The organism is Arthrobacter sp. MYb221 (assembly GCF_002979835.1).
Classification (GTDB): Bacteria; Actinomycetota; Actinomycetes; order Actinomycetales; family Micrococcaceae; genus Glutamicibacter.
Window position 1 is genome coordinate 1 of sequence record NZ_PCPW01000021.1, and the last position, 13,030, is coordinate 13,030.

General features: G+C 59.1%; 12 protein-coding genes. 5 read left to right on the forward strand and 7 right to left on the reverse strand.

Going from position 1 to position 13,030, the window contains the following annotated elements; all coding sequences use genetic code 11:
* Nucleotides 1–141 precede the first annotated feature (141 nt).
* Together CQ015_RS17765 and CQ015_RS19500 are read left to right on the forward strand one after the other, a co-directional pair.
* Nucleotides 142–906, forward strand: coding sequence for an SdrD B-like domain-containing protein (locus tag CQ015_RS17765; protein WP_105650771.1), 765 nt, complete (start codon nucleotides 142–144; stop codon nucleotides 904–906).
* A 975-nt stretch (nucleotides 907–1,881) separates the two neighbouring features.
* Nucleotides 1,882–4,209, forward strand: a complete 2,328-nt coding sequence (locus CQ015_RS19500; protein WP_105650772.1) for a helix-turn-helix transcriptional regulator — start codon at nucleotides 1,882–1,884, stop codon at nucleotides 4,207–4,209.
* Nucleotides 4,210–4,583: 374 nt separating this feature from the next.
* Here the strand turns inward: CQ015_RS19500 and CQ015_RS17775 are convergent, their stop codons facing one another.
* Together CQ015_RS17775 and CQ015_RS17780 are read right to left on the reverse strand one after the other, a co-directional pair.
* On the reverse strand, nucleotides 4,584–5,816 hold the full coding sequence (locus CQ015_RS17775) for an acyl-CoA dehydrogenase family protein (RefSeq protein ID WP_105554529.1): 1,233 nt from the start codon (nucleotides 5,814–5,816) through the stop codon (nucleotides 4,584–4,586).
* Nucleotides 5,817–5,899: 83 nt separating this feature from the next.
* Nucleotides 5,900–6,604: a TetR/AcrR family transcriptional regulator gene (locus tag CQ015_RS17780; RefSeq protein ID WP_105554530.1), complete on the reverse strand. Its 705-nt coding sequence runs from the start codon at nucleotides 6,602–6,604 to the stop codon at nucleotides 5,900–5,902.
* 132 nt (nucleotides 6,605–6,736) lie between these two features.
* On the opposite strand from CQ015_RS17780, the gene CQ015_RS17785 reads away from it, so the two are divergent.
* Both CQ015_RS17785 and CQ015_RS17790 read left to right on the forward strand, forming a co-directional pair.
* Complete coding sequence (locus CQ015_RS17785; protein WP_096289286.1) at nucleotides 6,737–7,168, forward strand: hypothetical protein; 432 nt, start codon at nucleotides 6,737–6,739, stop codon at nucleotides 7,166–7,168.
* Between the two features lie 103 nt (nucleotides 7,169–7,271).
* Nucleotides 7,272–7,511 (forward strand): YtxH domain-containing protein, encoded by a 240-nt coding sequence (locus CQ015_RS17790; RefSeq protein WP_105650773.1) that lies wholly within the window; start codon nucleotides 7,272–7,274, stop codon nucleotides 7,509–7,511.
* Nucleotides 7,512–7,588: 77 nt separating this feature from the next.
* Here CQ015_RS17790 and CQ015_RS17795 read toward each other — a convergent pair whose 3' ends face one another.
* From CQ015_RS17795 to CQ015_RS17805, 3 genes are all read right to left on the reverse strand, one after another.
* The gene (locus CQ015_RS17795) at nucleotides 7,589–9,043 is read right to left on the reverse strand and encodes a DHA2 family efflux MFS transporter permease subunit (RefSeq protein WP_105650774.1); all 1,455 of its coding nucleotides are present in this window, start codon (nucleotides 9,041–9,043) and stop codon (nucleotides 7,589–7,591) included.
* Between the two features lie 60 nt (nucleotides 9,044–9,103).
* A complete protein-coding gene (locus CQ015_RS17800; protein WP_105650775.1) occupies nucleotides 9,104–10,102 on the reverse strand; it encodes a PhzF family phenazine biosynthesis protein in 999 nt (332 codons plus the stop codon).
* 89 nt (nucleotides 10,103–10,191) lie between these two features.
* The gene (locus CQ015_RS17805; protein WP_258138841.1) at nucleotides 10,192–10,569 is read right to left on the reverse strand and encodes a hypothetical protein; all 378 of its coding nucleotides are present in this window, start codon (nucleotides 10,567–10,569) and stop codon (nucleotides 10,192–10,194) included.
* 368 nt (nucleotides 10,570–10,937) lie between these two features.
* Between CQ015_RS17805 and CQ015_RS17810 the strand changes: the two genes are divergently transcribed.
* Nucleotides 10,938–12,032, forward strand: a complete 1,095-nt coding sequence (locus CQ015_RS17810) for a mechanosensitive ion channel family protein (protein ID WP_105650777.1) — start codon at nucleotides 10,938–10,940, stop codon at nucleotides 12,030–12,032.
* Nucleotides 12,033–12,045: 13 nt separating this feature from the next.
* Here the strand turns inward: CQ015_RS17810 and CQ015_RS17815 are convergent, their stop codons facing one another.
* Together CQ015_RS17815 and CQ015_RS17820 are read right to left on the reverse strand one after the other, a co-directional pair.
* Entirely contained in the window at nucleotides 12,046–12,690 is a 645-nt protein-coding gene (locus CQ015_RS17815) for a YqaJ viral recombinase family protein (RefSeq protein ID WP_258133763.1), read from the reverse strand.
* A gap of 64 nt (nucleotides 12,691–12,754) precedes the next feature.
* Nucleotides 12,755–13,015: a thioredoxin family protein gene (locus CQ015_RS17820; RefSeq protein ID WP_105650778.1), complete on the reverse strand. Its 261-nt coding sequence runs from the start codon at nucleotides 13,013–13,015 to the stop codon at nucleotides 12,755–12,757.
* Nucleotides 13,016–13,030: the final 15 nt, after the last annotated feature.

Here is a 13,030-nt window from a genome sequence, read left to right on the forward strand (position 1 = left end):
CCGACTGAGCCGACGGAACCTACGACTCCGACGGAACCTACGACTCCGACTGAGCCGACGGAACCTACGACTCCGACGGAACCTACGACTCCGACTGAGCCGACGGAACCTACGACTCCGACTGAGGAACCCTCGGTTTCCTTGGGTGACTACGTTTGGGTGGATAAGAACCGCGACGGAATTCAGGATAAGGACGAAGACCCACTTGAGGGTGTGGTTCTGAAGCTGATTGGCCCGGATGGCAAGGAAGTTGTTGATATCAACGGCAACCCTGTCGGCCCGGTAAGCACAGATGAGAACGGTTACTACATCTTCAAGGACCTGCCGGTTCTGAAGGATGGTGAGTCGTACACGGTTGTTATTGATCGGGAAGAATCCGCTGATGTCTTGGACGGCTACCTGCCGACTAAGGAAAACGGTACCGACCGGGAGAAGGACTCTTCTACTTGGGAAGCCAAGTCTGAAGGACTGAACGAAGATGGGGATCACGACGGAACCCTCGACTTCGGTTTCTATCTAGAAGATGAACTTGAGCCGTCTCCGACGGAACCGACCGAGCCGTCTCCGACGGAACCGACCGAGCCGTCTCCGACGGAACCGACCGAGCCATCTCCGAGCGAATCGACTCCAACGGATCCAGCTGAGGAACCTTCGGAAGATCCAACCGATTCGCCAGAGAAGAGCGAAGATCCTTCACAGGATCCAACGCCGACCGAGATGTCTGAGCAGCCTTCAGCTTCTGAATCTGTTGACGGTTCTGAAGAACCACAGCAGACACAGGAGCCAAGGAACGATGACAATCTGGCCGACACTGGTATCAAGACCATGTCGTTGCTAGTTCTTGGTCTGCTCCTGGCAGCAGCCGGTGTAGTTTTGGCCCGCCGTACTCGCGGACGCCACAGCTAATTAGCGGTTGAGGTAACAAAAAGGGTAGTGCCCGGGTATACCTTGGGGGTCGGGCGCTACCCTTTTTGCTATGAGTACGGATGCTGGTATTCCGAGCATCGCATCTCCTGGCGAAGCTAATCGGTTTTTGTCCTATGACAAAGTTTCATGTCACATGGACGCCCACACAGTTCTGCAAAGGGAGAGAATTTCTACAAGGATCGATTCAGCCGCAGCCGGCTCCGGGTCCGTGCCACAAGCACAGCACCGGCTATGGAAATGGCCAGAACGAGTGACCATCATAGGAAGCTAGGAGAAATGGTTGACGACAGCATGATGGCGTAGGTTTGCTGTGCCGTGGTCACGTCGAGCCGGTGCCCCTCACCAATAGGTGATGAGTGTTGCTTCCGGTGGGACGCAAGACACGAGGGGTAAGCAGTCGCCGAGATCCTGGCGCAACGCCTCGGCTTCAATATGCAGTACGGCCAGGATCTATCCGGTTTCGCAGTACAAGGCTTCGTTCAAGACAGTCATGGCCAAAACGCCGCTGGGGACTCGCTTTCCTTAGCGTGTGAAGGAGTCGGCATCGACAATTCTCGAGTGTGATTTAAGGACACTCTGGTTTCCTTCGCCAGCTGAGGGAAGCGTCTTTCCCTAGAGGTGTCCGACGTCTTCAGCTAGGGTTTTTCATTCCTTCCACGGAAGATCAACGAATCTTCGCCACGCGTCGGTTTCTGGACGTGACCCAACATTTCTCCAGCCAGATCAGCGAACGATCTTCACCCCGCCATCGGGCCCGGGGAGGAAGCGCGATTCATACGATCTTTCGCCTTTTCGCAAGTCAGGTAGGAAATGAGCGCAAGAGGAATTGTACCGGAAGATCTCGTTCCGGCCCGCCGCGGAAGTGTACGCTAAAGTACGATGCCGTGGTCCCACGCCGGAAATCAGGTCCCAGCCTGTCCCGAAAGATCACAAGTCAGGAGAGAGAATTAGGATATGGATCTTTTCACGCAGTCAAGGCCTTCCGCTGAGGACCCTGTTGCTGCGATTCTATGGGACCGGATCGCCCCGAGTCTCGATCCGAAGATACACCTGTTGCTGCTCAATGCACCCCAGGGTTCGAATCGGCACCGGGTGGCTCTACGATGGCTTGATGGTCAAGGAGAGCTGATCGATGAGAGTACTCCACCCGAGGAGCTCTTCGACAAGATTGCCGAGCGACAGATGCGTGCACCCGACGCACGGATAGCAGTCATTCTTCCCGCTGGCTCGATCGCCGCCGATATAACGCGCCATATCGGTGGCCACGTTGTTGACTTCAGAGATCTGTTCCTGAGCGCTTCAGATATATCCAAGTTGGCCGGAGCGGGTTTCACTGACGCGGAGAGGCTACGGCAACTGACCGGTGGATGGCCCGGTTGTGTGCGTAGTCTTCTGGCGGACTCTTCCAATCAAGATGCCGCGGTCAATGCGCTGCGTCGTGCAGCTTTGCCGTGGATTGAAGCTCTTGATCCTGAAGGCATCTTGAGGGAGTGCGCGTTCCTTCCTGAACTTACTGAAGAACTCATGGTGGCTTTCTACGGCGATCGCTATCCAAACCCCCCAGGGATCTCGGCCCTCAGACGCGCGGCCATGGCACAATGCTCCCCGTCCGGGGGCTGGATCATGCCTGAATTGCTTCGGCAGGTGCTTGTTGAGGACTGTGAGTGGCGGGAGCCCCAGCGTGCGCAGTGGCTCCACGAGCATGCCGTTGAGGCCATGCATGCCGCCGGGCGTACCCGCGAGGCCGTCCGTTCAGCACTAGGTAAGCGTTCGTGGCGGGCTCTGTCCACAGTCCTCGTCGAAGGCTGGGTGGACATTTTTACCACTGAGCCGCGCCTCCTGTTCGAGGCAGGCGCCCGATTGCCTCGATGGGCTACTAGCCGGTCACAAATCTATGGTCCTGCGATGAAAATCGCTGCCGCGGCCGCTAAAGACCGGATGGTCGTCCCCTTTCCCACCACGGAACCTGACTACATGACGGACTACACTGCCCAGTTGCTACGCGAGCACACCATCGAGCTCTATAGGCAACCGAAACCAGAGGCTATCTTCGCGGGTCTGATTGAATTGGGAATACTGCGCTTCCACGGCCACTATGGACCGGAGGGGACAGATGCTGCGTGCAGACTGCGTCGTGCGGTCCAGCAGGCGACAGCTGCTGGCAACGTTCGACCAGCGTTGGCAGCCATGGCCGAACTGCATGCCGGAATATCGTTGGATATCGCCAACGAACGACCGTCGGCGACAGCCGCTTATGAATCAGCCTGGTCTCTGGCTGAGGTTGCGGGCAACCATTTCATTGCCGCGGACGTAGCATCCAAATTGTCGCTGGTTTATGCTCAGGAAGGCAATACCCGCGCTGCTCGGCGCTGGCTCATGAGCTTCCATGATCACCATTCCAAGGTTCGTTGGGGTTCGGCAATGGTTGGTCGGGCAGCAGGGCTTGCTGAAGCATTCGTGGCCTTCGCCGAGTTGGATATCGAAACTTTGGGTTCAATACTGGGGCAACTGCCTGCCGAGCCTGACAACGATGAGTTCTGGGCGGTGCACGCGCTGCTGCTTGCCATGCATGCGGCAGTGACCGGTCAGGCAGAGGCCGCGCACCGGATGTTGGAGGAACTTGTGCTGGGCCGTCCCCACGCAGCCAGTTCGCCGATGGCCAGCAGAGCTTTGCACCACGCCGCAGCAATTCTGGGCGTTGAAGGCGGCTTCATAGCATTGAACCGTCAAGCTGGGTCCGCAGCACCCGCTTATCCGCCAGAATTTGTTGTCACCCGTGCGCTGCATCGACTGTATTGCGGGGACCGCAACGGAGCTCTTGCTGTTCTGTCGAGAGCGCCGATCGTAGTGACTGGAGCCCGGTACGACAATCTGATCCGAAATACGCGGCTCGCAGCACGCTACATGGGCGTGCTGCCGGAAGGGATCCTGGCGGACATCGCAAAACGGCATGCAGTGGACGGTGAGCTGAGTGATTTGGTCCCGGTCTGGATGAACGGGAACACGTTGGAGTTGGAAGAGTTGCTGCAACTTACTGCTGAGCAGCTGGGCAGACTGAAGATTTTCATGCCACCCTCCAGTATCGAAATCAGGCCTACTCTGACTGAACGCGAACTCAGTGTACTGGCAGGGCTGCGCGCGGACCATTCACGCAGTCGAATCGCAGAACAGCTTTTTGTCTCGCCTAACACGGTCAAATCCCAGATCAGCTCCCTATACCGCAAACTGGATGTCAACTCGAAGGCGGAAGCGCTAAAAGTTGCCCGTCATTGGGGGTACTAATCAGCGTTATGCGGTTATTGGACAAGCATAATCGCGGATACCTGGGGCAGGTTTACGTCGGGTCAGGCTCATTGCTAATTGACGTTGTACTGCCTGAACACTGCTAGTTTCCGCATCCAGGATCTCGGAAGACACACCATCGACACAGCATCGATTCGAGCGGAATCCTTGAACAGGGCTCTTGGTTCCTTGCGCATAGCATGCATTGACAATATCCATCTTCGCAGAGCGGACTGCGAGCCTTACTTACGCTTCGGGCTCACCACGCTAAAAATTGAAGCGCCGCGAAAGCTCAAAATAGCAGGTTAAACCTCGTTGGCCGGCACCGCCAAAGCGGTGCCGGCCAACGCGGTTCTCGTTTTCCAGGATCGCGGTTAGGCGAAGGCCGAGATGCCGGTGATGTTGCGGCCCATCAGCAGCGCCTGCACGGTTTCGGTGCCTTCGTAGGTGTGGATGGCCTCGATGTCGGCAAAGTGGCGGGCCACGCGGTTGCTGGTCAGGATGCCGTTGCCGCCGAGCAGGTCGCGTGCATTCGACGCGATCTGGCGCGCGGTACGCGTGGCGGTGTACTTGGCCAGCGAGGCCTGCGGACCGGTCAGTTCGCCGCGGGCTTCGCGTTTCGCGGACTGCACGGCGAGCAATTGGATGGTCGCCAGTTCGGACTGCATCCGAGCCAGGCGTTCCTGCACGATCTGGCTAGCTGCCAGGGGGCGGCCGAACTGGATGCGCTGCTTGGCGTAGAGCACCGCGGATTCGTAGCATGCGGTGGCATGGCCCACGGCCGACCAGGCGACCCCCAGCCGGGTGGCGAACAGCACCCGTGCGGTGTCCTTGAAGCTGTGCGAATCCTCAAGCACCTCCGCGTCGGCCACGAAGACGTTTTCCAAGCGGATATGCGCCTGCCAGATGGCGCGCAGCGAGAGCTTGTGCTTGATGGTCGTCGCGCTGTACCCGGCGGAATCCTGATCGACCAGGAAGCCGCGGACGTTGCCCTCGTCGTCGCGAGCCCAGAGAACGGTGATGCCGCCAATGGAGCCGTTGCCGATCCACTTCTTTTCACCGTTGAGCACATAGCCGCCCGCAACCCGATGCGCGCGGGTTTCCAGACCAACCGAGTCCGAGCCGTGGGTTGGCTCGGTCAGCGCGAAGGAGCCGGCAAGCTCCCCGGCGAGCATCGGCAGGCCGTACTTGGCTTTCTGCTCCGGGCTGCCGCAGTACATGATCGAGCGCAGCGCCAGCCCGCCCTGGACGCCCACGATGGTGGCCACCGAGCCATCCCCACGGGCCATTTCCATATTGATCAGTCCGGCGGCCATGGGGCTCATGGCAGGCAGCCCGTCCACGTCCAGGCCATCACGCAGAAGGCCGTAGTCGCCGAGCTTCTTGATCAGATGCACCGGGTAGTCTGCCTTGTCCCAGTATTCGTGAATATCGTCCTTGACCTCTTCGAGGATGAACTTGCGGGCCCTGGCGCGCCAGTCGGCGTCGGCCGGATCGACCTCGGCCAGCACGCCGGTGGGGTCGATATCTACCCCGTCTGCCCAGAGGTCGTACTCGGGCTCCACAACACCGGCGGGAAACTCGAATTCGGTGTGCTGCTGGGTCATTTGGGGGCGCTCCTTTGCGGAAGGTCAAAAACTATTCTTCAACCAGCCTAATGGAACGCAGTGTCATGTCAAGAAACTAGGTGTCATTTTTTGTGTTCACGCAGGGCTTTTGCCACCGCATCGAGCACGGTCTGCTCATCGCTGCCTTCGTCGAGCACCGAGACCACCACCCGTGGCGACCTGGCCGAGGATTTCGGAGCATTGCTCGGATCCAGCAAGTCGACGAATCGGTCCAGGAATAAACGCACATCCCTGGCCAAGCGCTCCCTGTCGGTGGCCGAAGGGTCGCGCAGCCACAACCGCAGGTGGTCATTGTGGATGGCGACTAACCCTGCGCTGATGCCTAGGCAGAGAGCACGATGCGGCGCACTGGCGGCAAGCTCCCGGGCGGACAGGAAGTCGTAGAAGGCCCGCTCGTAGCGATGGGTGGAAACTAGTTCGCGTTCCCGCAGCGAGGGCACCGAAGACAGCAGGCGGTGACGCAGCTGCGCCGCCTCGGGATTCATGGTGTACTGGTCGAAGACCACATGCGCCGCATCGATCAGGGTCTGGGTTGCGCTGACCGAAGAAGCCGCAAGGGTCGTTTTGACGTGGGTGATGATCATTTCCTGATCCGCGAACACCATGTTTTCCTTGGAGCCGAAACGGCGGAAGAACGTGGAGCGCGACATTCCGGCGGTCGCCGCGAGCTCGTCGACACTTGTTGTGTCGAACCCTTGGGTGATGAGGAGGTCCAGGGCTGCTGAAGGTACGGCGGATGAAGAGATCATGATTCTTGAATTTAGCATGTTTCCACTTTTCAGCTCCGGCTCACGGGACTAAATGATTGTGATCATTCCCCGGGGTGACTACGCTGAGGTTCAAGGCCACTCATTTCAGGAGTGTGGCCGCAAAACAACTTGGAAGAGAAGTGAGGGCCCATGGGAATCTCTATCGCAAACGCCGCTCTACGTTTGGTCAGTGGCGCATTCATTCTCAACAGCGGAATCAACAAACTGCGCATCGATGAGGCCAGCGCCGCCGGACTGCAGCAGCTGGCCTCCAACGGCATTCCTCAGCTGGGCGAGTTGGAGCCCGCAGCATTCGGCAAGGCGGTCTCGGTATCCGAAATCGCGCTGGGCAGCGCCTTGCTGTTGCCCATCATTCCCTCGCGCCTGGCCGGCATGGGTCTCGGGGCCTTCTCGGGTGTCCTGCTGTCTTCCTACCTGCGTACTCCGGGAATGACCGAATCCGATGGCATTCGCCCAACGAGCGACGGTACGGCCCTGGCGAAGGATGTCTGGCTTGCCGGCATCGCCGTGGCCTTGATCTTTGGCCGCCGTGCAGTCAAGCAGGCCAAGAAAAAGAAGTAGTACTCTCAAGCTATTGAGCAGAGCATTGGGTTCGACGTAAGTTTGACTTAGGGCTGCAGGTTTTCAGTAGTCACTATCAAGTTTCTAACTAAGAGGAGAACCCATGGGTTTCTTGGATAACGCAAAAAAGAAGCTGGGCGAAGCAGTCGAAAACGTCAAGGAATTTGCTGGTGATGCATCCGAGAACGTCAAGGAATTCGCTGGTGATGCATCCGAAAACGTCAAAGAGTTTGCTACCGACGCCACGGAGAATGTGAAGGACTTCGCTGCCGACGCGCAGGAAAAGATTGGCGAGACGGTCGAGAAGGCCAAGGGCGAGGATAAGCCGGACCAGTCCGCATAAGTTTCCTCAGGACCTGAAACAGGTGTGGCTCCGCGTAAAAAACGCGGAGCCACACCTGTTTTTATTGCCTTGAATGGCTAGGTTACCGGCTTCTTTTCTGCGGAATTCAAGAACACAACGACCAAGACCGCGGCAATGGCCACCAGGCCGGGCAGCATGAGGGCCTGGCCCAAGCCCACCGCGGTGGCCTCGCCTATCGCTTCGGTGCCCTGGGCCCGGACCTGGAGGATCTGTGCGGAAACGCGCGATTCCATCATGACGGCGATCAACGCCGAACCGAGCACCGAGCCAATCTGCCGGGTCGTATTGTAAATACCCGAACCGGCGCCGGCATCGCGCGGAGTCAGATCCTTCGTCGCGGCCAGCGAAAGCGAGGGCCAGATCATCGCGGAGCCAAGGCCCTGCACGGTGGAAGGGATCAGCAAAGTCCACAGCGGTGTGTCGGCATGCATCATGAAGGCGTACACCACCGTCGCTCCACCGAGCAGCGCAAAACCGGGAACCGCAAGGGTGCGCGGATTGAACCTATTAACCGTCTTGCCCAACACCGGTGCGGCAAAGATCGCCACAATGGCCATCGGCGAGATCATCAAAGCCGACTGCGTGGGGGTCAAGCCACGCACATTTTGCAAGAAGAACACCATCGGCAGGCTCATGGTCGCGATGCTCAAGCCCATGCAGCTAATCGCGAGGTTCGCCAACGAGAAATTACGAACGGCGAAGAGGCGCAACGGAACCAGGGGTTCCTTGGCCGTTTTCGATTGCCACCAGATGAAGACGCCAAAGAGGACTATGCCCAGACCAATCAGATGCCACGAGGATAGCGGGCCGATAAACGGTTCCCAATTCGTCGCCTCGCCCTCCTGAATGCCAAAGACCAGCGCGAACATGGCAACCGCCGAAAGCAGCACTCCGACCAAATCGAAGGAGTGCGCCTGCGGTGCCAGGCGGGGCACGTATTTCAGCAGCATGATGAAGCTCAGGATCGCAATGGGCAGGTTGATGAAGAAGATCCATTCCCAGCCGATGGAATCCACCAGCAGCCCGCCGGCAATGGGGCCGACCAAGGTGGCGATACCTGCCACCGCGCCCCATAGGCCCATCGCAGCTCCGCGGTGCTGGTAGGGGAAGAGCCTGGTAATCAGCGTCATTGCCTGGGGTGAGATCAGTGCCGCACCCAAGCCCTGAACCGCTCGGGCAAAAGTCAGCGAGGCCAATGAGGTTGACAGTCCGCACCAGAGGGAGGCGAGCGCGAAAATCAGCAACCCGATCAGGTAGATATTACGCGGACCAAATCGGTCACCCAGGCGGCCGGTGATCAGCAGCGGCACCGCGAAGGTGAGCAGATAGGCACTGTTGATCCACAAGATCCCCGAGATGTCTGCATCCAGGGATTCCATGATCGCGGGCATGGCCGTGGACACGATGGTGGTGTCCAGCAGGATCATGAAAAAACCGATGACCAGAGCCCAGAGGGCATTCCACGCGGTTTTTCGATCAAAGTCCGATTCGGGGCTCACAATTTTTGGCACTGACCAAGAATAATGCTTGCATGGTGAAACTAAAATAGCTGGGTGGGCTTGGCGCCGGAATCAGTCGAAGCTCACAGTGCCGTCGATACGGGTGGCCACATCGCCACTGACCCAAACTCCATATTCGGTCGCCTCGATATGCAAGATGGCTTCACGGCCCACACGCGTTCCCTGGCGTACCGTGTAGCGCTGCGGGGCAAGGCCGGATTTAGTCAGCCACACGCCAAATCCGGCATTGAGCGAACCGGTCGCAGGGTCCTCTTGTATGGCTTCGCCCGGAACGAAGGCCCGGACCTCGAAGTCTGCCGGAGGCTGCAGCACTACCGAGCCGAAGCGCTCCTCCGAACGCGTCTGATCGGAGTAGTCCAGGGGACGTAATTCTTCGCGGGTTCCGGAGATCCGCGGCAGCACGGTGGCGTGAGGCTGCCAGACACCCTGAGTCACGCTTGACGCGGTGTACGGGCCAATGACTCCGAGCTCCAAGCCGTCCAGGGCCGCGTAGTCCGGTTCGATCCCCAGCACCAGGTCGGCGTCGCGCAGCACCAGCCCTGCATGGTGCGGGCCGTTGACCAGCCACTGGTGCGCGATGACGTCTTCTGCGTTGATCCCTAGCCCGGAGATCGCCCACTGCAGCACGTCGGCTTCCAGCGGTCCGCTGCGAGTCAGCGGGGGAGCGAGAAAGGCGAGGCGGCGTGCGTGGTTCTCGCCGGCCTCGCGTTCGATCCGAACCTGGATCAGCCCTGCATCGCATTGCTGAATCAGATGCCCGTTCGGGCTGGCCTCACCGCCCGCCTCGATCCAGGCGTGCGCGGCTCCAAGAGTTGGGTGCCCGGCAAAGGGCAGTTCGGTGGTCGGGGTGAAAATGCGTATCGCATAGTCGGCTTCGGCGTTGCTGGGGGTAACGAAGAAGACGGTCTCGGAAAGGTTCAGCCACTGGGCAAAGCGCTGCATCTGCTCGGAGTCCAAATGATCTGCCTCAAAGACAACGCCGAGCCCATTGCCATTGAAGGCAGTGGGGGCAAAAACGTCAACCTGCTGATAAGCAAATGTGCGATACATATAAGCATCGTGGCACATTATTCAGCAGGTTGACACGGTGTTACGCGGTTGCACCCGTCATGACGGCAGGCTCATAGCGCGAGCACAGGTTAGTACCAATAGTGAGCTACATCGATCACCAATCGCGATCCCTGATCAGGGCCGGAGAGGACGAAGACCCGCATGGGCAGCCTTGCCCGCGTGGACATTCCGACCTTGGTTTGGCCTTCAAAACTTCCCAGCCAAACTTGCTGGCGGAAGGTCTGATAGTTCAGCGTCTTGACGGTAGCGCCCGGGTTGTAGCTCGGGCTGGCGCCGGCCTTCAGCAGAATTTCTAGTCGAGCCCCGCCTGTGGTGCTCACTTCCTCACCCGATCCAATACCGGTGAGTTCGCTGACGTATTTCACCGAGTAGCCGGCCGGGTTGCCGTTCAGGTCCAGGACCATCCGGTCAAAGCAGGTGTGGCGTCCGGTACGGATATTCGTCATTGACGACGTAGTTGAGCTGGTTGAGGTTTTGGCTAGAGAACCCCAATATACGGTTTCGCAAGCGGTCGCTGGGCTAGCGGCCGGGGCGGCTGCCGCCACGGGAGCCACCGAGAGCATCGTTGCTGCAGTGAGCGCTGTGAGTAATCCGAGTTTGGTGCGGCGCATGTGAACCACCGGCTTTCTATCGATTGCGCCCTGGAGCCCGGTTCGAGCCCTTGAGACTACTAAAACCCCGTCGCCAACGCGGTGCAATAGCCCGAAGCCAACTGGAATTCATCTGGTGCGCTTCTGTAATACGTCTGGGCTCTTCGGGGTTTACTCAAGGTGTCGCACAGCCGTCGGCTAGGGACTTGTGACATGCTTTAAGGATGTTGCCAAGCCCATCCGCACCAATCGATGACACTGTCGACGAAGTTATTGAAGTTTCCCGCTTCCTACCCGAATCGTTGCAATTTCTGGTGGTTATCGCCGTTGGATTAACCATTGCCGCGATCCTCGCCTTCGTGATCAGCGGGCTGACCCACCGCATTTTCCAACGCACCGGGCTCGGGGAGATCAACGTCAAGGGCGCGCGGATTCCGATATTCGGCACCTTCGCCTCGATCATCCTCAAAACCTCGATCCTTGCCTTCCAGCGGGAAGCCGCTGGCTACAAGTTCTGGCAGTTTGCGCTGCTGATCTGCCTGGTCTTCTTCCTCACCTGGCTGATTATCGTGCTGGTGAAGATCGTCGAAGAAGTGGTGCTGGCAAGAATACGAAGCCGCTTCGGCCCGGGCCGCCGGCTGGCCAAGGTGCAGACCCAGGTGGGACTGCTGCGCCGCGTGCTGATAGCGGTCTTGTGCATCATCGCGGTAGCCGCCGTGCTGCTGACAATCGAGCAGGTCAGGGCGTTGGGTGCAGGTATTCTTGCCTCAGCCGGCCTGGCCTCGGTAGTTGTTGGCCTGGCCGTGCAGTCCTCGCTGGCCAACGTGTTCGCCGGGCTGCAGATTGCCTTTACCGATTCGGTTCGCGTGGATGACATCGTGGTGGTGGAAGCCGAACGCGGCACGGTAGAGGAAATCACGCTGACCTATGTGGTGGTGCTCCTGATCGACGGTCGCCGCATGATCCTGCCCTCGACCTACTTCACCACCACGCCATTTGAGAACTGGTCGCGGCGCAGCACCGAAATCGACGGAAATATCACCCTGCAGCTGAAGCTCAATGCACCGATCGAATACCTCCGTACCCGCACCACCGAATTGCTCGAATCCTCGGATTGGTGGGACGGCCGAACTAACAGCCTGCTTGTGACCGACACCTACGGCGGGTTGCAAACGGTGACCATTTATTTATCTTCCAGGGACCCGGGGGACCTGTGGAACCTGCGCAATATGCTGCGCGAGAAGCTCTTGAGCGAGCTGGTGCAGGGCTACCCGGAATGCCTGCCGGATCCGCGCCCCATGCAAAATCCCAATATGTAGTGCGGGCGCCGGCTCAGAGGCGCAGCGCCGCCGGGCCGTAGTCGAGGTACTGCTGCTCGCGGGAGGTCGACTCGCGCAACGCCTGGATGAGCAGTTCGGCCTTGTCGATGAGGTCCTGGATCATCGTATCGTCGCGTTCGATCCAGATGAACTCGGGGACGGCCTGGACCGGGACGAAGTTATGGTGCTGTTCCCAGACGAATAAGGTCCGCTGCGCGCCGATGACATGCTGCTGCCAGAGCACCTGGCGCAGGTAGTTCTTCGGGATCTTCTTAAACGGCTTATTGGTGGTCTTGATTTCGGCGAGCACCGGAGAACCGTCCTCGTCGAACCCCAAGCCGTCGGGGGTTGCCAGGTGCAGCCTCGAATGCTGCGCATGGAAAAGCTGGGAGGACGGGAAGATGTTGAAGTTCTCCTGCACCCAGGCGGCGATCACCGGTTCGCGGCGCCGTCCGTGGTCGGTGTAGGTATTTCCAGAGAACCCCGAGCCATAGAGTTTGTCCCAGGCCGCATTGCGGATGGACTTCTCCGTGGATAGCTTGGCGACGTCGGTGGCGGTGATGCCCTGTGCCCGTGCCCGCAACCATTCGATGCGGTTGGTGGAATCTGCCAACACTCGTTGGAGGCATTCATGGTCAATCCGAGGCACGCTAGTCACCTGATCCATTGTTCCCCATAAAGGGCCCGAACGCGTGCAGCATCGCTGGCGACGGTGCGTGAGCCTAGTCGCTGACGTGGGCGATGGCCGCTAATAATTGCTGCAGCGTAGGGGTGTCGGTGCCCCGGAACTTCTCTTCGTCGTTGGCGAGCAAACGGATCACCGGTGTTGAAGTCACACCCATTTCCTGGCCGCGGCTGACCTGTTCGACGACATCGATCTCTTCGACGGCCAGCTGCGGAAGCAGCTTCGCGGCGCGCAGGACTACCTGCCGGGTCCGCACACATGGGGCGCAGAAAGGCTGGGTATACAGTTCAAGCTTCATCGCCTTCGAGCCTAC